This is a genomic window from Pseudomonas paracarnis, from assembly GCF_904063055.1.
Classification (GTDB): Bacteria; Pseudomonadota; Gammaproteobacteria; order Pseudomonadales; family Pseudomonadaceae; genus Aquipseudomonas; species Aquipseudomonas paracarnis.
In genome coordinates, this window is record NZ_CAJFCN010000005.1 from 1 (window position 1) to 26,474 (window position 26,474).

Sequence of the window (26,474 nt, forward strand, 5' to 3'; positions counted from 1 at the left end):
GCCAGATGCATTCTTTATCGGCGCTTGGGTGAAAGGAGGAGGGGCGAAATCTCCCACGGTCTGTACTGCGTCAACAGTCAGAATCGGGCTTTGTCCCTTCTCCTCCCTTCAAGTCCTAGCATACAAGCGGGCTTGCCCGCGAAAGCGTTAGTTCAAGCAACACATATCTCGGATCGAGTCAGGCCGAGCGCGCCATGATCAACCCACTGTCACTCGCCGCTTCCAAGCGAATCGCAACAAACTTGGACGTTGGCGTATGGCTACCGTCGCCAGTGCTTTCCAACGGCACCAACGGGTTCACTTCGGGGTAGTAAGCCGCCGCCTGCCCCGCCGGAATATCAAATGCCAGCAACGTAAAGCCCTTCACGCGGCGCTCACGACCGTCTTCCCACAGCGACACGATGTCTGCCTTCTGCCCCGGCTTGAAGCCCAGGCGGATGATGTCGGCTTCGTTGACGAACAGCACGTCACGTTGGCCTTTGACCCCGCGATAACGGTCGTCCAGGCCGTAGATGGTGGTGTTGTACTGATCATGGGAGCGCATTGACTGCATGATCAGGTCCGGCACTCGGCCCGTGGCGTGGGTGCGCTCATGGATCAGGTCTTTGGGCAAGATGTTGGGGCGGAAGTTGGCGCGACCTGAGGGGGTGTTCCAGCGGCGTGCGCCGGCGGAGTTGCCCAGATAGAAGCCGCCTGGATGTTTGATCTTCTCGTTGAAGTCCTTGAAGCCTGGGATGGTGTCGGCGATCAGGTCGCGGATGCGCCCGTAGTCGGCCACTAGCCAGTTCCAATCCACGGGCTTGCTGCCCAGGGTGGCGGCAGCAATGCCCGCCAGGATCGCCGGCTCGGACTTCATCAGTTTCGACAGCGGTTGCAGTTGGCCGTTGGAGCCGTGGACCATGCTGAACGAGTCTTCCACCGTCACCGCTTGCGGGCCGTCGGCCTGGATGTCTATGTCGGTGCGGCCCAGGCACGGCAAGATCAACGCATCTTTACCGTGCATCAGGTGGCTGCGGTTGAGCTTGGTGCTGATCTGCACGGTCAGGTCGCAATTTCGCAGCGCTTCAAAGGTGCGCGTGCTGTCTGGCGTGGCTTGGGCAAAGTTGCCGCCCAGGCCGATAAAGACTTTGGAGCGGCCTTCAAGCATGGCGTGAATTGCTTCCACCACGTTATGGCCATTGTCGCGCGGCACCTGGAACTGGAAACGACGCTCCAGCGCGTCCAGAAACGCCACCGGTGGGCGTTCGTTGATGCCCATGGTGCGGTCGCCCTGTACGTTACTGTGGCCACGCACCGGGCACAGCCCGGCACCTGGGCGGCCGATATTGCCGCGCAGCAGCATCAGGTTGGCGATTTCCTGGATAGTCGGCACCGAGTGGCGGTGCTGGGTAATCCCCATCGCCCAGCACATGATTACATTCTTGCCTTTGGCGTACATGCGTGCCGCTTGCTCGATCTCCACCAGGGTCAGGCCGGACTGCTCGACGATCTCCTCCCACGAGGTGTCGTCGATCTGACCCAGGTATTCCAGAACGTTGGCAGTGTGCTCGTTGAGGAAGTCGTGGTCGAACACCGCTTCCTTGCCTTCGGCCAGGGCTTGGCGTTCCCACAGCAGCAGGAACTTGGCCATGCCACGCAAGATAGCCATATCGCCACCCAGCGCCGGGCGGAAGTAGGCGGTGTTGGTCGGCTTGTCGCCGTTGGTGAGCATTTCCAGCGGATGTTGCGGGTGCTGGAAGCGCTCCAGGCCGCGCTCTTTCAGCGGGTTGATACACACCACCTGAGCGCCGCGTTTCACCGCTTCGCGCAGCGGCTCAAGCATGCGTGGGTGGTTGGTGCCGGGGTTCTGGCCCCAGACGAAAATGGCATCGGCATGTTCGAAGTCATCAAAGGTTACGGTACCTTTGCCCACGCCGACACTCTGCGCCAGGGCTACGCCGCTGGCTTCGTGGCACATGTTCGAGCAGTCCGGGAAGTTGTTGGTGCCAAAGGCGCGTACGAACAACTGGTACAGGTAGGCGGCTTCGTTGCTGGCGCGGCCCGAGGTGTAGAACTCGGCCATGTTCGGGCTGGGCAGCGCGTTGAGGTGCTTGCCGATCAGGTCGAACGCGGCATCCCAACTGATGGGCAGGTAGCGATCGGTCTCGGCGTCATAGCGCATTGGCTCCGTCAGGCGGCCCTGGTACTCCAGCCAATAGTCGCTTTGCTCCAGCAACGCTGTGACGCTGTGCTTGGCGAAGAAGGCCGCATCGACGCGGCGCTTGGTGGCTTCCCAGTTGACCGCCTTGGCGCCGTTTTCGCAGAACTTGACCATGCCGCTTTCCGGCGAGTCGCCCCAGGCGCAGCCCGGGCAGTCGAAGCCGCCGTTCTGATTGGTCTTGAGCATCATGCGCAGGTTTTTCAGGGCGTTGTCACTGGTCAGCCAGGCTTGCGCCACACTGATCAGAGCGCCCCAGCCACCGGCTGGGCCTTTATAGGGCTTGTAGCGTGGGGTTGGGGTCTGGTCGGCTTGGTGGTGAAGGCTCATGGCTGGTGCTCCATCGCAGGGCTATAGACCCGTGGCGCGCTTTTTTGCGGCAGGTGGATGAGGTTGAGGTTGTGCCGGCGCGCCCATTGCAAGGCCAGGCCGGTAGGCGACGACAGGCTGACCAGGGTCTGGATGCCCGCGCGCAAGACTTTCTGAATCAATTCGAGGCTGCAGCGGCTGGTAACAATCGCGAGGCCGCCGTCGGTCGGAATCTTTTGGCGGATCAACGCACCAATCAACTTATCCAGGGCGTTATGCCGGCCGATGTCTTCGCGACCCATCAGCAATTCACCCTGGCTGTTCATAAATACCGCCGCATGCACGGCGCCGCTGTGCTGGCCCAAGGGTTGGAATGCGCTGATACGCTGGCGCAGGCCATCGAGCCACTGCGCGGGCGGCAAGGGTGCGCCGGGCAGTACCTGAAGGTCGGGCAATGCTTGTTCTACCGCTTCAACGCCACATAGACCGCAGCCGCTGGTGCCTGCCAATTGGCGGCGTTGCTGCTTGAGGTTCCAGAACGCACGGCTGGAAACCTGTACCTGAGCGTACTGGGCTGCGCCTGAACCGCTGATTTTCAGGTCATAAATGTCGTTAACGTCGGTGATAATGCCGCTGCCGAGGCTGAAACCTACAATGAAGTCTTCCAGGTCCGTAGGCGTCACCAGCATCACCGCCTGGCTGATATCGTTGTAGGCAATCGCCAACGCCACTTCTTCGGCCAGCGCAGTGCTGGCGACTTCCGTGTGTTCAAGATTGCAATAGTGATAGCTCTGGCTAGCGACGGGCGCGGTCGATTCGAGAGCGGGCGCCGCGCAGTGAGGGCGCTTGGCGTTCATGGGGCAGTACCACCGGCGGATTGATCAGTGTTTAGACTAGGCGCGACAAAGGGTCACGTCTAATCGCCAGTATTGATCTATTGATAGAGGGCGTCGATCAAGGTTCACCGGCGTTTGCGTCGGGCTTATTCCAGGCAGGGGTGAGTTGGATACTTTTGAGTCTTTAGCCAGTCTGGAACCCAAGTCGGCAGGACTGGTCTAGTCTTGGGCATCTGGAAATTAAATCCCAAGGAGAGCGCACCATGAGTATTTTTAGCTTTATCAAAGAAGCCGGCGAAAAGATTGTCGACCTGTTGACGCCGGGTAATGCGAACGCGAGTGAGCAGTTGAAGGAGCATGTGAGCAAGGTGGGCCTGGGTAATCCAAACGTGCAGACCACGGTGGATGGCGACAAGGTCACGGTGACCGGTGAAGTGGCCACGCAGGAAGAGAAAGAGAAGATCCTGTTGGCGCTGGGTAACATTGCCGGCGTGGCAAGTGTGGATGACCAGATCACTGTTACTGGCCCTGCGGTTACCGCTGCTCGCTTCGTCGTAGTGAAAAAGGGCGATACCCTCAGCGCGATTTCCCTGGCGGTGTACGGTAATGCCAACCAGTACAACAAGATTTTCGAGGCTAACAAGCCGCTGCTGTCGCACCCGGACAAGATCTACCCCGGCCAGACACTGCGCATCCCTGAGTAATACGCAGGGCAAAATGTGGGAAGGGGCGTGCTCCCTCCCACACTTGATCAAAGTCCGGCAATGAGATCTCGATAATCCCCCACTGCTAAAAATTCTGCGGTGTCCTTTGGTTCTTTCTTGCTATCAGGCTCTTTCACTGCCAGCAAATGACCGACCCCGAAATCCCGGGCGCTGCGCAAGATCGGCAAAGTGTCATCTATAAACAGGCTACGGGCCGGGTCAAAGTGGATATCCGCTTGCAAGGCTTGCCAGAATTGCGGGTTTTCCTTGGGAAAACCGTAGTCGTGAGAGCTGATCAAACGCTCGAAATACGGCGCCAGTTCAATGCGTTCCAACTTCAATGACAGCGAATCACGATGAGCGTTGGTGATCATGATCACGCGCTTGCCGGCCTGTTTGATCGCCGCCAGGAACGTATCGGCATCCGGACGCAGGGCGATCAGGTGGGCGGTTTCCAGCTTGAGTTCGCGCACCGGGATCTTGAGCTCGGCGCTCCAGAAATCCAGGCAATACCATTGCAACTGTCCGGCGTTACGCTCAAACAGCGGTTGCAGCTCCATCTCCGCCATGGCCTGGCTCACACCGTGCAGTTCGGCGTAGCGCTGGGGCAGGTGCTCCATCCAGAAGTGGTTGTCGTAATGCAGGTCGAGTAGGGTGCCGTCCATGTCCAGCAGGACGGTATCGATGGCGTGCCAGGGCAAAGAGGGCATGGTGGGGTCTCACGTAAGTAAAGATATCCGACACAGACAATCGGAAAAGCCACGGTATAGTAACCCGATCACGCCAAGGAGCCGTTTATGCGCCAGAAACCCACTGTCCTCGCCCGCGAAATAGTCGCCAGTAGCCGTTTGTTCCGCGTGGAGGAAGTGCAATTGCGCTTTTCCAATGGCGTTGAGCGCACCTACGAGCGTCTTGTCGGGCGTGGCACGGGCTATGGCGCCGTGATGATTGTGGCGATGATCGATGAAGACCATGCAGTGCTGGTGGAAGAATACTGCGGCGGCACTGACGAATATGAATTGTCGTTGCCCAAAGGCCTGATCGAGCCCGGCGAAGACGTGCTTGCAGCGGCAGACCGCGAACTCAAGGAAGAGGCCGGCTACGGTGCACGGCAGTTGGAGCACATCACCGAGCTGTCATTGTCGCCCGGCTATATGAGCCAGAAGATCCAGGTGGTGTTGGCTACCGATCTCTACGAAGAGCGTCTTGAAGGTGATGAGCCCGAACCAATGCGGGTAGACCGGGTCAACCTGCGTGAGCTGTCGGCGCTGGCGCAAAACGAGCAGTTCAGCGAAGGTCGTGCCCTGGCTGCGCTGTATCTGGTAAGAGACCTGTTGACCCAGCGTGGAGCGTTCACCGCATGAGCGAACTGTTTTTAGGCCACCCGTTTATCGCTCCGGTCATTGAACTGGCTCGGCAGGCGGGTGAAGCCATCCTGCCGTACTGGCGTGCCGAGGTAGCCGTGACGTCCAAGGCGGATGATTCTCCCGTGACGGCTGCTGACCTGGCTGCCCACCATCTGATTCTCGCTGGCCTCACCGCGCTGGACCCAAGCATTCCAGTGCTGTCTGAAGAGGACGCCGATATCGATCAGAGCGTGCGTGCCGGCTGGCAGCGTTGGTGGTTGGTGGACCCTCTGGATGGCACCAAGGAATTCATTTCTGGCAGTGAAGAGTTCACCGTCAATATTGCATTGATCGAACAGGGCCGCGTGGTGTTCGGCGTGGTGTCGATACCGACCACTGGCCGTTGCTACTTCGGCGGCGCGGGCCTGGGGGCTTGGCGTTCGGACGTCAATGCCGCGCCCAAGCAGATTCAAGTGCGCCAGGCCAGGGCTGCGGGCGAAGCCTTTACCGTGGTGGCCAGCCGTCGTCATACCAGCCCTGAGCAGGAGCGTCTGTTAGATGGTTTGAGCGAGGGCTTGGGCGAGTTGAAACTGGCGAATATCGGCAGCTCGTTGAAGTTTTGCTTATTAGCCGAGGGCAGTGCCGATTGTTATCCGCGCCTGGCGCCGACCTCGCAGTGGGATACCGCAGCGGCCCAGGGTGTATTGGAAGGGGCGGGGGGCGAAGTGCTGGAGTTGGATGGCAAGCCGTTCAGCTACCCGGCGCGGGAGTCGTTGCTGAACCCGTTCTTTCTGGCATTGCCAGCCAAGGCCGCCTGGCGTGATCGGCTGCTGACCCTGGCCAGATCTTAAGATCACTGCAGAGCAAAATGTGGGAGCGGGCTTGCCCGCGATGGCGGAGTGTCAGTCGTACAGGTATTGGCTGATCCACCGCTATCGCAGGCAAGCCAGCTCCCACATTTGTTTTATGTAATGGCTGCTAGCGGTGCAGGACGTACTGGCCGGTAAAGACTACGGCACGCGCTGCACTGCCTTCATTCACAATCCACGTCTGCAGCGCCAACCGCGCCCGCCCATAGCGCTGATAGGTCGCCATAAAGCGCTTCCAAATCTTTTCATCCGGCGCCGCGCAAATGGCTGTCGCGTCCTGAGTCACCGGCAGCGGGTAGCTGATCTGCCCTTCCTGAATCACGATGTGCCCGTCTTCAATCCCGGCTTCACGCAGCTTCAGGTGCAGCCAACCCCAACCCGCCAGCACGGCGCCGCAGTAGAGGCTGCCGCCAAACATGGTGCTCTTGTGGTTGATATTGGCTTGCAAGGGCAGGTGCAGTTGCAGCTGGTCCTGTTGCCAGTCGAGCACCCTGAGGCCCATTTCCCGGGTGAGTGGGATGTCATGGTGAAGGATGGATTCCAGGTAACGGCTATCGCGGCTCATGGCGGCCTCTTCGTAGGTGGACGATGTCATTCGTCATCGGCGCTCTGGCTGGCACTGTCGGCGAAGTTCAGGCCGTGTTTGCGCAGTTTGTCGTGCAAGGTTTTGCGCGGCACGCCCAGGGCTTCGGCGAGGCTGCGCACGGAGCTGTGGGGGCGGGTCAGTTCGGCGGCGATCAGGCTTTTTTCGAACTGTTCGACTTGCTCGCTCAGGCCTCCGGGCGTGGAGGTCAGCACGCCGGCGGCGGGATGGTCCTGGGCGTTATCCAGGGCCAACTCCAGGCCGAGGGCGAAACGCTCCGCGGCGTTTTGCAGTTCCCGCACATTGCCCGGCCAGCTGTGGCGCAGCAACAGCGCGCGCTGGCCCGGTTGCAGTTCGTGCAAGGGCAGGCCGTGGCGGCTGCTGGCCTCGTCGGCGAAGTGCTGGAACAGCATCAGCGCATCTTCACCCCGTTCCCGTAGCGGGGGAATGCGCAGCGGCGCCACATTGAGGCGGTAATACAAGTCGGCACGGAAACGGCCCTGATCGGCGGCCTGGCGCAGGTCTTCCTTGGTGGCGGCGATAATGCGGATATCCAGCGGGATCAGCTGATTGCCACCCAGGCGCTCCACGACGCGCTCCTGTAAAAGGCGCAGCAACTTGACCTGTACATCCAGGCTCATGCTTTCGATTTCATCGAGGAACAGCGTGCCGCCATTAGCGAACTCGAACTTGCCGATGCGGCGCTTTTGCGCGCCGGTAAACGCGCCCGGTTCATGGCCGAATAGTTCGCTTTCCACGACCGATTCCGCCAGTGCTCCGGCGTTAATCGCCACAAACGGGCCGCTGCGTCGGCTTGAGAGGTCGTGCAGGGCGCGGGCGACGACCTCCTTGCCAGCGCCGGTTTCGCCGAGGATCAGCACATCGGCCTTGGTCGCGGCCAGCGCACCGATTTGCTCGCGCAGGCGCAACATCTGTGGCGAGTGCCCTACCAGGCGCGTGCTCAGTTGCTGGCGATCGCTGAGGGCCAGGCGCAGGCTGCGGTTGTCCAGCACCAGCCGGCGCAGGGCCAGGGCACGGCGCACGCTGTCGAGCAGCGCGTCGCTGGCGAAGGGTTTTTCCAGGAAGTCATAGGCGCCGGCACGCATGGCCTGCACCGCCAGCGGTACGTCGCCGTGGCCGGTGATCAGCAGCACCGGCAGGTCGGGGTCCTGGCCGTGCAGTTCGGCCAACAATTCCAGGCCGTCCATGCCGGGCATGCGGATGTCGCTGACCACCACGCCCGGCCAGTCTCGGGACAGGCGTGCGGTGAGCCCGGCGGCTTCGCCCAGGGGCAGGACGTTCAGGCCGGCCAGGTCCAGGGTCTGGCACAGGGCCTGACGCAGGTGTGGATCGTCGTCGATCAATACCACCTGAATCGAGTTGTCGATACTCATACACTGCGGTCCTCGGACGGTTGCAGACTGACGCCCGGCGAGCCGGCACGTAATTTCAAGGTTAACAGCGCGCCGCCTTCCTTGTGGTTGGCGAACAACAGTTCGCCGCCGAAGGCGCGCATCAGCGTGTCGCAGATCGCCAGGCCCAGGCCCAGGCCCTGGGTGCGCGTCTTGGTGGTGTAGAACGGCTCGCTGGCGCGGCCCAGGGCTTCCATGCAAAAGCCCGGGCCGTTGTCGCGAATGTACAGGTTGACGCCCTGGGGCGTGGTTTCGGCACTCAGCCAGAGTCTGCGTGGCGGGCCTTTTTCGGTGAGGGCGTCCAAGGCATTGGCCAGCAGGTTACCCAGCACCTGGCGCAGGCGGGTTTCACCAGCCTGCACCCACAGGGTTGCCTCTGGCAGGTCGCGGATCAACTCCACCTCCATCGAACGCCGACGCTTGGCCAGCAATGCCAGGGCGTCGTCCAGCGCCGGTTGCAAAGCCACGCTCTCCGGCGCATGCCGGTCGCGACGGGCGAATGCACGCAGGTGGGCGATAATCGAAGCCATGCGCCCGGTCAATTCGCTGATCAGCTTGAGGTTGCCACGGGCATCGTTGGTGCGCTCATGGTCGAGCAGGATCTCGGCGTTTTCGGCATAGCTGCGAATCGCCGCTAGTGGCTGATTCAGTTCATGGCTGATACTCGCCGACATGGTGCCCAGCGCCGACAGTTTACCGGCCTGGACCAAGTCGTCCTGAGCGCGCACCAGTTCTTGCTGGGCATGCTCGCGCTCCAGCACTTCCTGTTTAAGGCGCCGGTTAAGGCCCTCCAGGTCACTGGTACGCTCGGCCACGCGCATTTCCAACTCGCGGCGGGCCTTGGCTTCGAAGGCGATGCGTTCCAGGTAGTGCCGGCGGCGCTGCATCAGCAACCCCAGCAACAGCATCAGCACCAACAACGTGGCGCCGCCCACGGCAACGACCGTGCGCACCGGGCGGTTGATCAGCGAGCGCGGCGCGAGGATTTCCACGTTCCAGCCGGTCTCTGCGATGGCTGTGGATTGGCGCAGCCAAGCGCTGCTGCTGAGGCTCAGTGGCTGCGGGTCGCGGGTGGGGTAGGGCTGGATAGCAATGATGGCCTGGCGTTCTTCGGCGGTCAGTGGCCGCGTGGCGCGGAATCGCCATTGCGGGCGCGAAGTGAGGATCACCACGCCGTTGTGGTCGGTGACCAAAAGTTGTTCGGGGGTATTGCCCCACAGGCTTTCGGTATGGTCCAGGTCGACCTTCACCACCAGCACCCCGATGATAGTATCGCCGTCACGTACCGCTGCTGCGAAGAAGTAGCCGCGCTTGGCCGAGGTGGTGCCCAGGCCGAAGAACCGGCCGAGGCGCCCGGCCATGGCTTCGCTGAAATACGGACGGAAGGAAAAGTTGCGCCCGACAAAGCTGTCTTGTTTGTCCCAGTTGGACGCGGCGAGGGTCTTGCCGGTGGTGTCCATCAGATACATCACCTCTACCCCGGCCTGGGCGGCGACATCCTTGAGCAACTGGTTGGCGCTGACCAGGTGGGTGCTGACATGGGGAGCGTCCAATGCAGTACGCAGGGCCGGTAAGTCACCGAGGATCTGCGGCAGTATTTCGTAGCGGTGCAGGGTGCCCAGCAAGTTGGCGACGTAGAGGTCGAGGGTCTGGCGATTTTGCCCGGCCAGTTCGCTGCGGTAATAGCGCTCGGCCAAATGCTCCAGCGGCCACAACAGCGGTGCCAGGCACAGAGCCAGCAGGGCTAGGCTGCGCCAGCGGGGTCTTCGCGCAAGGGGTGGGGTCATGGAAGTCGCGCCTGTGAGTACAGGCGCATTATGCCTAGTGCTGCTGTGCAAGACACTCGTGCAATGCGTCTTGCCATTGTGGCTGGCTGACGTGCCATTGCTGTTGCAGGCGCGTGCAGTCCAGGCGCGAGTTCAGCGGGCGCTTGGCGGGGGTCGGGTAGGCGCTGGAAGGAATCGGTTCCAGCTCGGCGCAGGCCTTGCCTTCGGCGCGCAGTTGCTCGCCAATCGCCGCGGCAAAACCGAACCACGAGGTTTCACCCTGGGCAGTGAGGTGGTAAACACCCCAATCCCCTGCCTTACCGGCCTGCCACTGCTCGATCAGCACGCGGGTGCTGTTGGCGATAGTCCCGGCCCAGGTCGGCGCACCGATCTGGTCGGCAACGATGCGCATCTGCGCTTTTTCCTGCAGCAGGCGTTGCATGGTCAGCAGGAAATTCTTGCCATGGCCCGAATAGACCCAGCTGGTACGCAAGATCAGGTACTGGCCGCCAACAGCCGCAATCGCCTGCTCACCCGCCAGCTTGCTCTGGCCGTAGACACCCAATGGGTTCGGCGTGTCGCTTTCGGTGTACGGGGCAGGTTTGGTGCCGTCGAACACGTAGTCGGTCGAGTAGTGAATCAGCGGGATGCCCAGGGCCTTGGCTTCTTCGGCGAGGATGCGGGGGGCGATGGCATTGATGGCGAACGCAGCGTCCGGCTCGCTCTCGGCCAGATCGACGGCGGTGTGGGCCGCCGCGTTGATGATCAGGCCGGGGCGATGGGCGCGCACTTGTTGGCGGATAAGGTCTGCGTTTGCCAGATCAAGCTGGTCGCGGCCCAGGACGATGAGTTCGCCCAGGTCCTGGAGCCGCTGTTGCAGCTCCTGGGAGACTTGGCCGTGTTGGCCGGTGATGAGGATTTTTAGGGAGGCTGTCACGGGAACAGGTCCGCGTCTTTCAGGTTTTTACCGTTTTGATCCTTGGCAGACAAGGTGGGTGGGCCCGCCAACTGCCAATCAATGCTCAGTTCAGGTTCGTCCCAGCGAATGCACCGCTCCGCAGACGGTGTGTAGTAATCCGTGGTCTTGTAGAGGAATTCTGCGTATTCGCTGAGTACTACAAAACCGTGGGCGAAGCCCGGTGGAATCCACAGCTGGCGGTTATTTTCGGCCGATAGGCGCACGCTGGCCCATTTGCCGAAATGTGGTGAGCTGCGGCGGATATCCACCGCAACGTCCAGTACCTCTCCGGCGGTCACACGCACCAATTTTCCTTGGGCGTGTTCTACCTGATAGTGAAGGCCTCTCAGCACGCCCTTTTGCGAGCGCGAGTGGTTGTCCTGCACAAACTGCAGTTCCAGACCGCTGGCCTGAGCAAAATCCCGGGCGTTGAAACTTTCATAGAAAAAGCCACGTTCATCGCCAAAAACCTTGGGCTCGATGATCAATACACCGGGCAGTTCAGTGGCGTTCACATTCATTTAGGATTCCCAGCGAGAGAGTACAAGTACTGACCATAGCCGGTCTTGCCAAAGTACTTGGCACGTTCCAGCAGATAGTCACGATCGATCCAGCCGTTTTCGTAGGCGATTTCTTCCAGGCAGGCCACTTTCAAGCCCTGGCGGTGCTCGATGGTCTGAACGTAGGTCGAGGCTTCCAACAGGCTGTCATGGGTGCCGGTGTCGAGCCAGGCAAAACCACGACCGAAGCGTTCAACGTGCAGATCGCCACGCTGGAGGTAGGCATTGTTGACGTCGGTGATCTCCAACTCGCCGCGTGGCGACGGCTTGACCGCCTTGGCGATCTTGATCACGTCGTTGTCGTAGAAGTACAGGCCGGTCACGGCGTAGTGGGACTTAGGCTTAGCCGGTTTTTCTTCGATGGACAGGGCGCGGCCTTCACTATCGAAGTCAATTACACCGAAACGCTCAGGGTCTTTGACCCAGTAACCGAACACGGTAGCGCCTGAGGGGCGTTCCGCCGCAGTGCGCAGCTGCTCGCCGAAATGCTGGCCGTGGAAGATATTGTCCCCCAGGATCAAGCACACAGGGTCATCGCCAATGAACTCTTCGCCGATGATAAACGCCTGGGCCAAGCCATCCGGCGAAGGCTGCTCCGCGTAGGTGAAGCGCACGCCGAATTGGCTGCCATCGCCCAGCAGATTCTGATATTGCGGCAAGTCTACTGGTGTGGAGATCACCAGGATGTCCTTGATTCCCGCCAGCATCAGTACCGAGATCGGGTAGTAGATCATCGGCTTGTCATATACCGGCAACAACTGTTTGGACACGCCCAGGGTAATGGGATGCAAACGGGTGCCGGAACCGCCGGCCAATACAATTCCCTTCATCATGCGATCAAATCCTTCACGTCAGTATTGCCCAGTCGTTCACCTTGATAACTGCCGTCCTGGACCCTGCGGCACCATTCCAGGTTATCGAGGTACCACTGCACGGTTTTGCGCAGGCCGGTCTCGAAGGTTTCTTCCGGGACCCAGCCCAGTTCGCGTTCGATTTTGCTGGCGTCAATGGCATAGCGTTGGTCGTGGCCTGGGCGATCCTTGACGAAGGTGATCAGGTCAGTGAATTTCTCCACGCCGGCTGGGCGTTGCGGCGCCAGTTCTTCCAGCAGGGCGCAGATGCCACGTACCACGTCGATGTTCTTCTGTTCGTTGTGGCCGCCAATATTGTAGGTTTCGCCCACAACCCCAGTGGTGACCACTGTGAGCAGCGCACGGGCGTGATCCTCGACGAACAGCCAGTCACGCACCTGCAGACCATCGCCATACACCGGCAGTGGCTTGCCCGCCAGGGCATTGAGAATCACCAGCGGGATCAATTTTTCGGGGAAGTGGAACGGCCCGTAATTGTTCGAGCAGTTGGTCAACAGCACCGGCAGGCCATAGGTGCGCTGCCAGGCGCGTACCAGGTGGTCGGACGCCGCCTTGCTCGCGGAATAAGGCGAGCTGGGGGCGTAAGGCGTGGTTTCGGTGAAGAGGTCGTCCACGCCATGCAGGTCGCCATACACCTCATCAGTGGAGATGTGGTGGAAACGGAACGCGCTTTTTGCCGGCTCTGCCAGCTTCTGCCAATAGGCGCGCGTGGCTTCCAGCAGGCTGTAGGTGCCCACGATATTGGTCTGGATAAAATCCGACGGACCATCAATGGAGCGGTCCACATGGGACTCGGCCGCCAAGTGCATGATCGCATCGGGTTCGAAGCGTGCGAGCACGGCGCTGACGGTGGCCTGGTCGATGATATCGGCCTGGACAAACTCATAGCGGCTGTTGGACGCGATGCTGGTCAGCGACTCGAGGTTGCCGGCGTAAGTCAGCTTGTCCAGGTTGAGCACTTCATGCTCAGTGTGTTGAATCAAGTGCCGGATCAGGGCCGAGCCAATAAATCCGGCACCGCCGGTGATGAGAATGCGCATGTCGAGGGCCTTTTCCTTAGACGGACATAAAGCGAAAGATGCATAGCTTGAGTTGTGAATCGGGCTGGCGCAAGCGCCGTGAGCATAAGGGGTTGATTATCGCCCCTGAACAATGGCGATATAGACGCCTGAAAAAACAAAGGTCGTCACAATGTCGTTAGCCACGTTGACCCACCGTGCCAGCTTGCCTTGCCCACAAGTAACCCCCGAGCAAGCAGCACACCTGCTCGAGCGACATTATGGAATGACGGGCAAATTACGCTCATTGGGCAGTCAACAAGACCTCAACTATAGAGTTGACAGCACTCGGGGCCGCTTTGTTCTGAAGATCTGCCGAGGTGACTACGCCGCGGTTGAACTCCAGGCCCAGCATGCGGCCCTCAACAGCCTGAGCACGCATCCCGGCCTGCGCGTGCCCAAGGTCATCCCGACCGTGGAGGGCGAGGATCTACTGACGGTCAACGTCGATGGCCAAACCCTGCACCTGCGGCTATTGGACTACATCGACGGCCAGCCCCTGACGCATTTACCCCACCTGAGCCGCACCGTGATCGAAGGCTTTGGTGAGCTGTGCGGGCAGATGAGCCTCGCGCTGGCAGATTTCGAGCACCCTGGCCTTGCGCGCACCCTGCAATGGGACCCGCGCCACGCGCAGGCATTGATCGCCCACCTGCTGGCAACCTTGCCCGACCTGCCGCAGCGTGCTGCTTTGGAGCAGGTGGCCAGGCAGGTCGAGGCGCATGTCCAGCCGTTGGCGGCACACCTGCCGTGGCAAGCGGTGCACATGGATATCACCGATGACAATGTGGTGTGGCAGCGTGATGCCCAGCGGCACTGGCGTATACAAGGCGTGATCGATTTTGGCGATCTGGTGCGTACCTGGCGAGTTGCCGACCTGTCGGTGACCTGCGCGGCGCTGTTGCACCATGCCGACGGTGATCCGTTTGCCCTCTTGCCGGCGATCCAGGCCTGCCACGCTGTCACGCCGTTGCAGCGCGAAGAGTTGGAGGTGTTGTGGCCGTTGATCGTCGCCCGCGCGGCAGTGTTGGTGCTCAGCAGTGAGCAGCAGCAATGCCTGGACCCGGATAACGTTTATCTAAAGAAAAACGCCGAACACGAGTGGGAAATCTTCCATATCGCCACGTCGGTGCCCTTTGAACTCATGCAAGCGGCGATTCTGCGCAGCGTCGGTGAAACATTACCGCCCGTCGCCAACCAAGACTTCGCGCCTTTATTGCCAGGCTTGGTGGGGCGCGAGTTCGCGCTGATCGACCTGGGCGTACTCAGCCCGCATTTCGAGGCTGGCAATTGGGAAACTCCCGGCATCGATCGGCGCTTGCTGGATCAAGCGGCGACGGTGCATGGGCTGGCGGCCAGTCGTTATGGGCAATACCGCTTGTCGCGCACCCGCCCCGACAGTGCGCTAGAGCCCGAGACATTACCCCTGCATGTCGAACTGCACCTGCCTCACGGCACGGTTCTGGAAGCACCCTTTGCGGGAACGCTGCGCGAAGGTGCCGACGGCTTGCTGTGCTTGCACGACAGTGAGCTGAGCCTGCGCCTGTGGGGCGTGCGCACGTCACTCAAGCCCGGCGCAACGCTGGTCAAAGGGCAGGTGCTGGGCGAGGTGCAGGCGCCGTTGACTGTGCAGTTATGCCGCGCCGACCTTGAGCCGCCGCTGTTCTGCACACCTTCCCGGGCGTTGGCGTGGCAGGCGTTGTGCCCGTCACCCTCGGCGCTGTTGGGCCTGGCCTGTGATGCTGAGCCCGAACTGGACCCGCAGGCCCTGCTGGCCCGGCGGGATGCCAGCTTTGCCCGCTCCCAGAAGCACTACTACGCCGACCCACCGCGTATCGAGCGCGGCTGGCGTAACCACCTGATCGATATGCAGGGCCGGTCCTACCTCGACATGCTTAACAACGTGGCCGTGCTGGGCCATGGCCACCCGCGCATGGCTGAGGTGGCGGCTCGGCAATGGTCGTTGCTCAACACCAACTCGCGCTTTCACTATGCGGCAATTGCCGAGTTCTCCGAGCGCCTGCTGGCGTTGGCGCCACAGGGCATGGACCGGGTGTTCCTGGTCAACAGCGGCACGGAGGCCAATGACCTGGCGATTCGTTTGGCCTGGGCCTACAGCGGCGGGCGCGACATGCTCAGCGTGCTGGAGGCCTACCACGGCTGGTCGGTGGCGGCGGATGCCGTGTCCACCTCGATTGCCGATAACCCCCAGGCCTTGAGCAGCCGCCCGGATTGGGTACACCCGGTGACCGCGCCCAATACTTACCGCGGTGAATTCCGCGGGCCGGACAGCGCGCCGGACTATGTACGAAGTGTTGAGCATAACCTGGCGAAAATCGCCGCGAGCCAGCGTCAATTGGCCGGGTTTATCTGTGAACCGGTGTACGGCAACGCCGGTGGCATCTCCCTGCCAGCGGGTTACCTGCAACAGGTGTATGGCTTGGTGCGTGCCCAGGGGGGCGTGTGCATCGCCGATGAAGTGCAGGTGGGTTACGGCCGCATGGGGCATTTCTTCTGGGGGTTTGAACAGCAGGGTGTGGTGCCTGACATCATTACCATGGCCAAGGGCATGGGCAACGGCCAGCCGTTGGGCGCAGTGATTACCCGCCGAGAGATTGCCGAGGCGCTGGAGGCCGAGGGTTACTTCTTCTCGTCATCGGGAGGCAGCCCGGTCAGTTGCCGGATCGGCATGGCAGTGCTGGACGTGATGGAAGAGGAAAAGCTGTGGGAAAACGCCCAAGTGGTAGGCGGGCATTTCAAGGCACGACTGGAGGAATTGATTGATCGCCATCCACTCGTCGGTGCCGTGCACGGTTCGGGCTTCTATCTGGGCCTTGAACTGGTGCGTGATCGCCACACCCTGGAACCTGCGACGGCAGAAACCGCCTTGTTGTGTGATCGCCTGCGGGAGCTGGGGATTTTCATGCAACCTACCGGTGATTATCTGAATATCCTCAAAATCAAGCCGCCGATGGTGACGTCCAGGCGCAGCGTGGACTTCTTTGTGGACATGCTGTCGAAAGTGCTGGATGAACAACTGTGATTCATCGATTGTTATCGGCTATTTTTTGCAGACCCGAGCACCTATCATGTTTTTAGTCTGTTAAAGCCGATTTTTATCCATTATAAGTTGCCCTTCACCCCATTCGGAGCCCTGATCGACATGACCACCTTGCACAGCACACCTCGCGCCGATGGCTTTCATATGCCTGCCGAATGGGCGCCCCAGACCCAGACCTGGATGATCTGGCCCGAGCGCCCAGACAACTGGCGCCTGGGCGGTAAGCCTGCGCAGGCGGCCCATGTGGCGGTGGCCAAGGCTATCGCACGTTTTGAGCCGGTGACCGTCGCGGTCTCCGCCAGCCAGTACGAAAACGCCCGTGCCCGCCTGGACGTACCCAATATCCGCCTGGTGGAAATGTCCAATGACGACGCGTGGGTTCGCGACACCGGCCCGACTTTCGTGATCAACGGCAGTGGTGAAGTACGGGGTGTGAACTGGGACTTCAACGCCTGGGGTGGTTTTGACGGCGGCCTGTATTCCCCGTGGAACCGCGATTCCCAAGTGGGAGGCAAGATCCTCGAGATGGAGCGCGCACCGCGTTACCGCACTGAAGGCTTTGTGCTTGAAGGCGGTTCGATTCATGTCGACGGCGAAGGCACCCTGATCACCACCGAAGAATGCCTGTTGAACCGCAACCGCAACCCACACCTTGATCGTGCGGCTATTGAGGCGGTGCTCAGCGATAACCTGGCTGTGGATAAGATCATCTGGTTGCCGGATGGCCTGTTCAACGACGAAACCGACGGCCATGTGGATAACTTCTGCTGCTACGTGCGCCCGGGCGAAGTGTTGCTGGCCTGGACCGATGACCCGCAAGACCCGAACTACCCCCGCTGCCACGCTGCCATGGACGTGCTGCAAAGCAGCACCGATGCCCAGGGCCGCTCGTTCATCGTGCATAAAATGCCGATCCCGGGTCCGCTGTATGCCACTGAGGAGGAATGCGCCGGGGTAGACCTGGTTGAGGGCAGCCAGGAGCGTAATCCGACCGTGCGGTTGGCCGGTTCCTATGTCAACTTCCTGATCGTCAACGGCGGCATCATCGCGCCGAGCTTCGATGACCCGTTGGACGACCAGGCCAAGCAGATCCTGCAGAACCTTTTCCCACAGCATGAAGTGGTGATGGTGCCGGGCCGCGAACTGTTACTGGGTGGGGGCAATATCCATTGCCTGACCCAGCAGCAGCCAGCCCCGCAGCGAAAGTGAGTGCAGTTGTAACAGCGCCTTGATGGCGCACGAGCACCGCGCGTTTGCAGTGTTCCCCGCAAGCCCGCGACCCAGCCCGGTCGCGGGCTTTTTCATGCCTGCATGCCGGTGAACAGGGCACATTGGCATAGCTCTTGTATCGCTGTGGTTACAGTGGCCCAAGGGGGATGACCGCGTAGTTCTGTCACAAACCTTGAGTAAGTTAGCCGCTCACGCAGCAGGAGAGAGCGCTGAAATGAATGCCGATGTCCACCTGATGAACACGCGTACGTTCCACCCTTTGCGGGTCGACGGTGACGCCATCCATGCGTTGGCCCTTTGGTTGAAGGCGAACGGCTCGCGACAGGCCAGACAAGCGTCTGACTTGCGCAGTGTGATGAGTGAGCGCTACCCGTTGGGGTTGTTCACGGAGGATGAAGTGCAGGCGTTGTGCGAGGTAATGAGCAACTAAAGAACACCTGAAACCAACTGTGGGAGCTGGCTTGCCTGCGATGGCGGTGGTTCAGTTAAACATTCAGTGACTGGCACGCCGCTTTCGCGGGCAAGCCCGCTCCCACAGGGATCTGCGCCAGGCGCTGATGTTGTGGGCACTACCTAACCAGTGTGGGAGCTGGCTTGCCTGCGATGGCGGTGGTTCAGTTAAACATTCAGTGACTGGCACGCCGCTTTCGCGGGCAAGCCCGCTCCCACAGGGATCTGCGCCAGGCGCTGATGTTGTGGGCAATGCCTAACCAGTGTGGGGGCTGGCTTTGTTTCACATGAGGCGTGTCAGAAGCTGTAGGTACCGGTGACCACCAGGCTTCGCGGCTCCCCCGGTTGAATCTGCGCCGCACTGGTCGCCGAGGCGTAGTAGTTTTTGTCGGCAATATTGTTCAGCGCCGCCCTCACGTCCCACTCTTTCTGACGGAACCCGGCCAGCGCGTCCCAGCGGCCATAACCCGGCAACACCACGGTGTTGAGGTTGTCGGCATATCGATCACCCACCAGGGTCAAACCGGTTTCCGCGTACCAGCCCATCTGCGGTTTCCAGGTGATGAACAGGCTGGCGTTGCGCTTGGCCACGTCGCTGATTCGTTTGCCTTCAAAGCCATTGTTGTCCTTCTCGACCTTGGCGTCCTGCAGGCCCACGCCGCCGCGCACATACCAGTTGTCGACGATCTTGCCGGTGGCGGTCAGCTCCACGCCGCGTGAGCGTTGCTCGCCAGTGAGCAGCGTAATGGTGCGGTCCAGCGGGTCGCTGGTGCGGCGGTTGTAGAGTTCCAGTTCGTACACGGCCAGGGTGGTGCTCAGGCGTTCGTCGAACCAGTCGCTCTTCACGCCGATTTCCTTTTGCTTGGTCAGCTCCGGGCTCAGGTCGTTGGCGTTGCCGGTGGCGTTCGGCGTGATGCCGATCAGGCCGCCGCCGGCTGGTGTGAAGGTCTTGCTCCACGAAGCATAGAACGAGTGGTGTTCCAGGGGCGTCCACACCAGGCCGACCCGCGGGCTGGTGCTGTGGCTTTTCACGTTCTGTTGGATGTCGAGCAGCTTGTTGGTGGTGTCCACTTCGAAACGGTCGTAACGCAGCCCGCCCAGCAGTTGCCACTGGTCGTTCAGGCGCAGTTGGTCCTGCACATACAGGGCGCGGCTTTCGACTTCGGTGTGGTTGTTACTCGACAGTCGCATGCTCCCGGTGTGGCTCAGGCGGCGATTGGGTTGGTTGAGGTCCAGGCTCGGCACTGTTCTGCCATCCCGAGCGGAGTACAGCTTCGGATCGCGGCGCTGGCTGCCCAGCTCAATACCGGTGAGCAGGCGGTGTTCCAGGCCAAAGGTGTCGAAACCGCCTTCCAGTTCCAGGTTGTTGAACACGTTGCGGGTGGTCAGGTCCTGCTGCCAGTGTTGGCGGGTGACGCTGTTGGTTTTCGGGTCATAGCCGGTCTGGTAGGTATTGTCGAAATCACTGTCGAGCTTGAACACGCCGAGGGTGTGGCGCAGTTGCCAGTCGGCGTTGAGCTCGTAGGCGAGTTTGGAACGCAGGGACTGGGATTTATCGTCGATGTAATCGCCGTGATCAAAGTAAGTGGTGCTGCGGCTCACATCCGCCGGGCGCCCGTTGACCCCGGGAATGCCACGGTCTGGCGTGCGGTTGTAACGGCTGTATTCGTATTGCACCAGCCAGTTCAGCTCTGGAGTGAGCTGCCAGCTCATTGACGGCGCGAACAACTGGCGGTTGCCGCTGACGCCATCGCGAAAGCTGTTGTTGTCCTGGTTACCCATGTTCAGGCGCAGGCTGATGTTATCGGTGGGGTCGGTACTCAGGTCGGCATACAGGCTGCGCAAATCGTTGCTGCCGCCTTGGGCTTCGATACTGGACTTTTGCCCTGGGGTGGGCATTTTGCTCACCCGGTTGACGATGCCGCCCTGGCCGCCTCGCCCGTAAAGCACCGCAGCCGGCCCCTTGAGTACTTCGATACGCTCGATGTTATGCAGGTCGCGCACGTACTGGCTGTCGTCGCGAATGCCATCCAGATAGAAGTCATTGCTGGCGTCGAAACCACGTATGCGCAGGCTGTCGAAGCGTGTATCGGCGCCGCTGCTGACGTTGGGGATACCGCTCAACGCCTGGCCCAGCTCGTTGGTGCCATAGGAGCGCAGGCTTTCGGTTTTGACTGAGTCGATCGCCTGTGGCACATAGCGAACAGCCGTCGCGGTACGTGTCGCGGTGCTGGTCTCCTTGACCCGTGGGTCGTCTTCGTCCGCTTCCACACTGATCGAGGTTTCAGGCAAGACCGTGGCCGCACCGGCAAAACCGGCAGACAGCAGAACAGAGAGCCCAAGGGAGAGGGGCGTCAGGCGAGGGGCAGGCATGGGAGCGTATCCAAATGACGTGGCAGGAAAATGTGCGCGAATGGTAATGCTTTGCATTTGCGCGTGTTATCTATTCCCTAACGTCCGCTCTGTCGGATTTGTTACTTAATGTGTTTCGAGGGGGATTCAAGGCGCTTTTCAGGCTTTCATCCCTGCGCCTCCGCTCGCCGCTTAGACGAATATCGCCTAAATACAGACGATTCACGAAATTGACACATAGTTCAACGCCCGCATAGGATTGCGCCCAACGCCTGTGGCTAACCGCCATGACTAATCCAAATAAAAAAAGGCCCGCGGCAGTTCAGTCGTCCGCGGGCCTTCTTTTTGCTGGCAAGGTCGACACCAGAAAAGCAACAGGAGCCTGGTGTCACAGCGCGTACTCAACCCGTAATAAGGAATATAAGAATATGTTGAAGCAACGGATGAGTCTGATCGCTCTGGGGATTTTGAGCGCATCGACAGCAATGGCAAACGACCAGGAGCAATCCAAGGGTTTCGTTGAAGACAGCCACCTGAACATCGCAGCACGTAACGCCTACATCAGCCGTGACTACAAAAACGGCAAGCAGGACAAAGCTGAATGGGGCCAAGGCTTCATCGGCAAGTTCGAGTCCGGCTTCACCCAAGGCACCGTGGGTGTGGGTGTGGATGTGATTGGCCAATACGCTATCCGCCTGGACGGTGGTAAAGGTCGCGCTGGCGCCGGCGGTATCGACTTCTTCAAGCAGGGCAACGGCACTCTTGATGACAACGGCAAGCCAAACCCAGGCTCGGCACCGCACGACCTGGCCAAAGGCGGCGCTGCCGTTAAGTTCCGCGTTTCCAACACTGTACTCAAGTACGGTGATCAGTTCCCGGCTGTGCCTGTGCTGCAGTACGACAACTCTCGCCTGTTGTCGGAAACCTACACCGGTACTTCGATCGTCTCTAAAGAAATCGCCGGTCTGCAATTGGACGCGGGTCATTTCACTAAAGAAGCGCGCAAGAGCATGGAAGGCACCGACAGCGGCCGCCTGAAAAGCATCGACTATATCGGTGGTAGCTACAAATTCACCGAGAGCCTGTCGGCTGCCCTTTACGCCTCCGACATGCAGGACGTGTTGAAGAAGCAATACGTCAACGTCAACTACGTGCTGGCCTTGCCGCAGCAGCAGTCGCTGACGTTTGACTTCAATGGCTACAAGACCAAGCTGGATCGCAGCTTCGCCTTGGAAAACCAAAAAGACGCTGACGCGCGCGACAACAAAATCTGGAGCCTGGGCGCCACGTGGGCCGTTGGCCCGCACAGCTTCACCATCGCTCACCAGCGCAGCACCGGTGACACTGGCTACCTGTACGGCGGCTACCGCAACGCCGGCGGTATCGGCGACGGCGGCAATACCATCTTGCTGGCCAACTCCTACTGGTCCGACTTCAACGGCAAGGACGAGCGCTCCTGGCAAGCAGGTTACGGCATCGACTTCGCCACCTTCGGCGTACCGGGCCTGACCTACAACATTGCCTACGTGCGCGGTACCAACATCGACGACGGTACCAACCGTGGCGATGGTACCGAGCGTGAAATCTGGAACCAGTTCAAGTACGTGGTACAGAGCGGCCCAGCCAAAGACCTGAGCCTGCGTGCTCGTGCCTCGTGGTTGCGCGTTTCCAACAACGCCAGCGAGTACAACGTAGGCGGTAACGAAATCCGTCTGTTCGCCGACTACCCGATCAACGTTTTCTAATTGATCGAATGTCGTGCCTGATGCCAGGCCATAAAAAACCCCGACTGGTTCGGGGTTTTTTTATGCCTGGAGGCTGCTACCTAGGCCTTGGCTGGCGCGAGTTTCTTGCAGTTTTCCTTGCGTGTCGGGTACTGCTCGCACTTGCGCAACACCGTTTGCACCTGCTGCGCATTCTGCAGTTGCTGGTTGGCCAGCAGCTTTTCGGTAATAAACAGTTCCTCCGAGCCCAGGTTGCGTTCTGCCTTATCGATCATCGCCAGTGCCGATTGCCCGTCACCGCGTTTGAGGTGGTAGCTGATCATCAAGTCATAGGTGGAAGGCCCGGCCAGGGACCAGTCCTTGATCGCCTGCAACTCTTTCACCGCTTCGCTGTTTTTGCCTTGGGCCAGGCGCACAGTATAGGCAGTGCGCCGAATGCTCGGCTGGTCTTTTACCGGCGAAGCCAGGGCCTTGCGGATGAAAGCGTCAGCGTCTGGCACCTTGTTTTTCTCCAGGGCATCAATCGCGAAGTACGCGTCTTTATAGCCCTGCAAAGCCTTCGCGACCTGGGGCGTGCTCTTCATTTTCGCCCAGCTTTGCGGGTTGACCCGGGCGCGGCGTTCCTGGCGATATTCGCGTTGCAAGTACTGGCGCAGCTCGGTGTCGCGGTCCATGGCCGACATATGTGAGCGGTTGAAATATTGGCTGGTCGCGGTGAGGCCGGTGGTCAAGCCATCCTTGACCAGCACGTCCAGCTCTTTGGTGAACTGGTTGAGATTGAACTGCTGCAGCGAATCCTGCATGGCATTCTTGCGCGCGGTGAGGAACCCCGTGAGCAAGGGTTTCTGCTTGCCCTGGAAGTCGTTGAGGCGTTCCAGGCTATGGGTGGCGGCTCGCGGCGCGTAACCGGCGCGGATCATCAAGTCGGTGCCCAGCAAGTCGGCCTGGTCTTCCTGGCTGCGGCCCCAGGCGGTGCTCCATACCTGATCGGAAAAGGTATTGGCCAGGGCGGTGTACAGCACGGTATTACCGATGGTCTTCTGGGTGCCGGCCGGGTCTTTACTGAACAGTTTCATCGTACCGGAGCTGCGGTCCACGCCCGTATCGGCAGCCATGGTGGCCAAGGCGACCGTGGAGGCCACGGTGGTGAACATGTCTTTCTGCTGCTGGAAAGCGGCCATGCGGTCATGGTGATGCAGCAATACGTGGCTCATTTCATGGCCAAGCATCGCGGCGATTTCATCTTCACTGGCGACGTTGTCCAGCATGCCCAGCGGCACGAACAGATTGCCGTAAGGGTCTGCCGACGGCCCGAAGCCATAGCTGTCGGTGATCTTCACCTGCAGCGGCGGCAACTCCCCCGGCCAGCCTTTGGACAAGCGCGTGACAATGCCCTGCAGGTAGGCTTGCAGCATGGGGATATCCACCAGGTTCTGCTGGCGCGCTTCAGCGGCCGGCACCGCACGCCCGTCGTAGCTCAGGCGCTGTTTGCTCTGACGTTGTGGGTCGAGCTTGTAATACTGGCGTACGTCGCTGTTGTCCACGTAGTGGCCCTGAACCCGGGACTGGGTCGAGGGCCCCACCAGGTTCAGAAATGCCTGGTCTGCGCCTTTCAAGGTGGCGCAACCACTGAGCACCGAACTGGCCAACAGGCTGGCTGCTACTAGATATCCCTTCACCGCAACGCTCCTTTTATTGATTGCAGCCGGCACCAAAACCGATGGTGGAGTTGTTGCGGCTGTCCTTGGCCTGGCTTTTGGTCAGGCCCTGGCAGGGCAGGTCCACGACGTTCAGCGGTGGCTCGATGCGCAGGTCCATGGTGTCCAGCCACACCTTCTGGCCTGCCAGTTCTACCTGCACCAGGTCCAGCGCCTGGTTGTACTGCAACACCGGCAGGGGCTGGGTGGGCGCGTCCTTTTTCGCCAGCTCACGTTGTTGCTTGCCTTGCTCGTCCAGTACGGTCACCGGGTCGGCGAGGAACGCCTTGATACTGTGGGTTTCTGCCCAGGCGCCCTGGGTGAAGAGGGCGGCGAGCAAGACGATGAGGCTTCTGTTCATCCTTGGTTTCCTTGAGTCAGATAGCAGAGCGGTGCACTCGGCGATCGCGGTCGAAGAAGGCTTCGATCCGCTCGCTGAACAGCACCAACGACAGCAACACAATGCCCAGCACGTTGACCGGGGTGATGTCATTGAGGCTCAGCAACACACTGACCCCCGCCAACATCGACATCACCAACAGCCACGACGGGCATGGCGAGGTAAAAAACCAGATTTCCTGGCGACGCCACCGGCTCCAGGGGCGATGGCCCGCCAGGCGACGTGCGTGCAGCGCCTTGAGCACGGCGATCAACGCCAGCAGCCCGAGCTCCAGCAGGTCCAGCCAATTGAACGGCAGGTGGGGGAAATTGGCCGGTTCATGGTCGTAGTCCATGCCCGTATTGATCAGGTTGTCCAGCGCCATGGCGTGCAGGTAAACGCCGGGGAGTTGGCCGTGCACCGGCGACTCCACCAAGTCCCCTGTCGAGGCGATATTGGCGCCCACCAACACCAGGCGGTCGCGCAGCAATTCGGCGACCAGTGCCTGGTCGTCGGGGTCGCTGACCTCCAGGTCACTGGCCGACAACGTCAGCGTGTACGGGCAGCGCGCCTGGGCCGAGTCATCGAGTTTCCAGAACACCGCCTGGAAGAACTGCGCCACCCCATCCAGCAAAAAATGCCGTGCCGGCGCGCAGTGGCGGATATCGGCAATACGCGCCTGCTCGGGTGCCAGCTTTAGCCCCCATTGCACCGCGATGGGCTGGCGCTGAGCAGCGGTTTGCGCATCCACCGGCGGCGGCTTGCAGTGCTGCGTGGCGCAGAACACCCGGTACAGCGACATGGCAGGGGTTTCCAACAACCCTGCCTGTGTCTTCATCGCCAGTGGATATTTGTCATCCACGCCTTCCCACACCACCAGGGCCGGCTGGCTCACCTGCATAAACGGCGCCAGCGTATTCGCCTGGCCCGCCTCTGCGCGCATCAACCCCGTATTGGCCAGCCACAGCGGGATGCCTTGGCGCTGATAACGCTCAAACACATTCGCCAGCAACTGACTGCCCCGCGCAGGGTCACCGAACGAGTGGTCGTGGCTATAAAGCAAATCCACAAACACCGCCTGGGGCTTGTACGCCAGCAAGCGCTTGAACAACTTGCTCTGCTCGCCATAAGGCATGGGCCACGAACTGTTATTGCGCATCAGGTAGGCATCATCAATCAACACCACCGCCACCCGCTGCTGCCCAAGGCTCGGGTAGTGACTGGCAAACATGCGATTGAGCCACTGCGCCGACGCCTTGTCGCTGGAACTGGCCAGGCCGAAAGGATCAAGAATCGCCAGCAACACGATGATGACCGCCAGCCAATAGCGGCGGTATTTGAATAGCGGGGGTTTGGACAACATCCATGTCTCGATAAAAACGCAAGCAAGGCGGGGTTTTTAACGGAGTGGGGAGGGGGTGTCAATTGGAAAAGTGGCTAAGTGCCATATCGCGATGGGCGCATGGATCGTCATTCGTAAAAAAGCCCGGGCGTGTCCAGGCCGGGGGTTTATTCCGTGGGCTTCGGGCGGCCAGCCTAGGCACCACATCACTTCGCTATTGCTCAACGTTCCTGGGCTATTCAATCATCACCTCCCTCATCTCCTGGAAATAGGAGTGCGAAAAGGCAGTCTTTGTATTTGCAACCCCGGTAGTCGGTTGATTTGTCGATCTCACCGCGATGAGGCTTGCGCTGCAGGATGGCAAGGTGTGGACAGGATGGCAAGGTGTGGACAGGATGTGGACATGCGGAAACAACAAAGCCCCCACATTTCTGTGGAGGCTTTGTTTTGTATGGTGCCGGCACCAGGAGTCGAACCCGGGACCTACTGATTACAAGTCAGTTGCTCTACCAACTGAGCTATACCGGCGTGTTAGGGCGACGATTATAGCGATTGGAAAGGTTCTGTAAACCCCTGAATTCTGACTATTTTTGCAAAGTCGGAGGTTTCTCGCGATTAGGGCGTTTTCCCCGTGTCTTCACAGGTTGAAGAGCGCGTGCAAAGTACGGGTCCAACTCCATGCAGTAGACGAGATCGATAGGGTTCAAGCATCCCTTGGACAGACCCCCTCGTAACCTGATGCACAACGGGCTTTACCCCCTGCCAAACG

Annotated in this window: 21 protein-coding genes and 1 tRNA gene; 7 read left to right on the forward strand and 15 right to left on the reverse strand. The window is 60.3% G+C overall.

Going from position 1 to position 26,474, the window contains the following annotated elements; all coding sequences use genetic code 11:
- Nucleotides 1-178: 178 nt before the first annotated feature.
- Together JMV15_RS12300 and fdhD are read right to left on the reverse strand one after the other, a co-directional pair.
- Nucleotides 179-2,527: an FdhF/YdeP family oxidoreductase gene (locus JMV15_RS12300; protein WP_014716483.1), complete on the reverse strand. Its 2,349-nt coding sequence runs from the start codon at nucleotides 2,525-2,527 to the stop codon at nucleotides 179-181.
- Entirely contained in the window at nucleotides 2,524-3,363 is an 840-nt protein-coding gene (gene fdhD, locus JMV15_RS12305) for a formate dehydrogenase accessory sulfurtransferase FdhD (protein WP_003187702.1), read from the reverse strand. Before fdhD ends, JMV15_RS12300 begins: the two co-directional genes overlap by 4 nt.
- Before the next feature lie 242 nt (nucleotides 3,364-3,605).
- On the opposite strand from fdhD, the gene lysM reads away from it, so the two are divergent.
- Nucleotides 3,606-4,046, forward strand: coding sequence for a peptidoglycan-binding protein LysM (gene lysM, locus JMV15_RS12310; protein ID WP_003187704.1), 441 nt, complete (start codon nucleotides 3,606-3,608; stop codon nucleotides 4,044-4,046).
- A 47-nt stretch (nucleotides 4,047-4,093) separates the two neighbouring features.
- Here the strand turns inward: lysM and yrfG are convergent, their stop codons facing one another.
- On the reverse strand, nucleotides 4,094-4,756 hold the full coding sequence (yrfG, locus tag JMV15_RS12315) for a GMP/IMP nucleotidase (RefSeq protein ID WP_201491546.1): 663 nt from the start codon (nucleotides 4,754-4,756) through the stop codon (nucleotides 4,094-4,096).
- Between the two features lie 87 nt (nucleotides 4,757-4,843).
- On the opposite strand from yrfG, the gene nudE reads away from it, so the two are divergent.
- Entirely contained in the window at nucleotides 4,844-5,410 is a 567-nt protein-coding gene (nudE, locus tag JMV15_RS12320; protein ID WP_014716485.1) for an ADP compounds hydrolase NudE, read from the forward strand.
- Complete coding sequence (cysQ, locus tag JMV15_RS12325) at nucleotides 5,407-6,243, forward strand: 3'(2'),5'-bisphosphate nucleotidase CysQ (protein ID WP_014716486.1); 837 nt, start codon at nucleotides 5,407-5,409, stop codon at nucleotides 6,241-6,243. Before nudE ends, cysQ begins: the two co-directional genes overlap by 4 nt.
- A 127-nt stretch (nucleotides 6,244-6,370) precedes the next feature.
- On the opposite strand, the gene JMV15_RS12330 is transcribed toward cysQ, so the two are convergent.
- From JMV15_RS12330 to rfbB, 7 genes are read right to left on the reverse strand one after another with little or no spacing between them, the layout of a single operon-like run.
- Nucleotides 6,371-6,826, reverse strand: a complete 456-nt coding sequence (locus JMV15_RS12330; RefSeq protein WP_014716487.1) for a thioesterase domain-containing protein — start codon at nucleotides 6,824-6,826, stop codon at nucleotides 6,371-6,373.
- Between the two features lie 26 nt (nucleotides 6,827-6,852).
- Nucleotides 6,853-8,238 (reverse strand): sigma-54-dependent transcriptional regulator, encoded by a 1,386-nt coding sequence (locus tag JMV15_RS12335; RefSeq protein ID WP_014716488.1) that lies wholly within the window; start codon nucleotides 8,236-8,238, stop codon nucleotides 6,853-6,855.
- Complete coding sequence (locus JMV15_RS12340; RefSeq protein WP_014716489.1) at nucleotides 8,235-10,043, reverse strand: sensor histidine kinase; 1,809 nt, start codon at nucleotides 10,041-10,043, stop codon at nucleotides 8,235-8,237. The genes JMV15_RS12335 and JMV15_RS12340 overlap by 4 nt, the downstream gene beginning before the upstream one ends.
- 34 nt (nucleotides 10,044-10,077) lie before the next feature.
- Nucleotides 10,078-10,959, reverse strand: coding sequence for a dTDP-4-dehydrorhamnose reductase (gene rfbD / locus JMV15_RS12345; protein ID WP_014716490.1), 882 nt, complete (start codon nucleotides 10,957-10,959; stop codon nucleotides 10,078-10,080).
- A complete protein-coding gene (rfbC, locus tag JMV15_RS12350) occupies nucleotides 10,956-11,501 on the reverse strand; it encodes a dTDP-4-dehydrorhamnose 3,5-epimerase (protein ID WP_014716491.1) in 546 nt (181 codons plus the stop codon). Before rfbC ends, rfbD begins: the two co-directional genes overlap by 4 nt.
- Complete coding sequence (gene rfbA, locus JMV15_RS12355; RefSeq protein ID WP_014716492.1) at nucleotides 11,498-12,373, reverse strand: glucose-1-phosphate thymidylyltransferase RfbA; 876 nt, start codon at nucleotides 12,371-12,373, stop codon at nucleotides 11,498-11,500. The genes rfbC and rfbA overlap by 4 nt, the downstream gene beginning before the upstream one ends.
- Nucleotides 12,370-13,452, reverse strand: a complete 1,083-nt coding sequence (gene rfbB, locus JMV15_RS12360) for a dTDP-glucose 4,6-dehydratase (protein WP_014716493.1) — start codon at nucleotides 13,450-13,452, stop codon at nucleotides 12,370-12,372. The genes rfbA and rfbB overlap by 4 nt, the downstream gene beginning before the upstream one ends.
- Before the next feature lie 151 nt (nucleotides 13,453-13,603).
- On the opposite strand from rfbB, the gene JMV15_RS12365 reads away from it, so the two are divergent.
- From JMV15_RS12365 to JMV15_RS12375, 3 genes are all read left to right on the forward strand, one after another.
- A complete protein-coding gene (locus tag JMV15_RS12365) occupies nucleotides 13,604-16,513 on the forward strand; it encodes an aminotransferase (RefSeq protein ID WP_019817882.1) in 2,910 nt (969 codons plus the stop codon).
- Between the two features lie 120 nt (nucleotides 16,514-16,633).
- Nucleotides 16,634-17,740 carry an agmatine deiminase gene (gene aguA / locus JMV15_RS12370; protein WP_019817883.1) on the forward strand — a complete coding sequence of 369 codons (1,107 nt, stop codon included), beginning with the start codon at nucleotides 16,634-16,636 and terminating at the stop codon, nucleotides 17,738-17,740.
- A 235-nt stretch (nucleotides 17,741-17,975) separates the two neighbouring features.
- Nucleotides 17,976-18,191, forward strand: a complete 216-nt coding sequence (locus JMV15_RS12375) for a hypothetical protein (protein WP_014716496.1) — start codon at nucleotides 17,976-17,978, stop codon at nucleotides 18,189-18,191.
- A gap of 317 nt (nucleotides 18,192-18,508) precedes the next feature.
- On the opposite strand, the gene JMV15_RS12380 is transcribed toward JMV15_RS12375, so the two are convergent.
- On the reverse strand, nucleotides 18,509-20,584 hold the full coding sequence (locus tag JMV15_RS12380) for a TonB-dependent receptor (protein ID WP_038448508.1): 2,076 nt from the start codon (nucleotides 20,582-20,584) through the stop codon (nucleotides 18,509-18,511).
- 407 nt (nucleotides 20,585-20,991) lie between these two features.
- On the opposite strand from JMV15_RS12380, the gene JMV15_RS12385 reads away from it, so the two are divergent.
- Complete coding sequence (locus JMV15_RS12385; RefSeq protein WP_014716498.1) at nucleotides 20,992-22,308, forward strand: OprD family porin; 1,317 nt, start codon at nucleotides 20,992-20,994, stop codon at nucleotides 22,306-22,308.
- Nucleotides 22,309-22,388: 80 nt separating this feature from the next.
- Here JMV15_RS12385 and JMV15_RS12390 read toward each other — a convergent pair whose 3' ends face one another.
- From JMV15_RS12390 to JMV15_RS12405, 4 genes are all read right to left on the reverse strand, one after another.
- Nucleotides 22,389-23,966: a M48 family metallopeptidase gene (locus tag JMV15_RS12390; RefSeq protein ID WP_032901798.1), complete on the reverse strand. Its 1,578-nt coding sequence runs from the start codon at nucleotides 23,964-23,966 to the stop codon at nucleotides 22,389-22,391.
- A gap of 13 nt (nucleotides 23,967-23,979) precedes the next feature.
- A complete protein-coding gene (locus JMV15_RS12395; protein ID WP_014716500.1) occupies nucleotides 23,980-24,345 on the reverse strand; it encodes a hypothetical protein in 366 nt (121 codons plus the stop codon).
- Nucleotides 24,346-24,361: 16 nt separating this feature from the next.
- The gene (locus JMV15_RS12400; RefSeq protein ID WP_014716501.1) at nucleotides 24,362-25,726 is read right to left on the reverse strand and encodes a CHASE2 domain-containing protein; all 1,365 of its coding nucleotides are present in this window, start codon (nucleotides 25,724-25,726) and stop codon (nucleotides 24,362-24,364) included.
- Nucleotides 25,727-26,157: 431 nt separating this feature from the next.
- Nucleotides 26,158-26,233, reverse strand: a tRNA-Thr gene (locus JMV15_RS12405).
- Nucleotides 26,234-26,474: the final 241 nt, after the last annotated feature.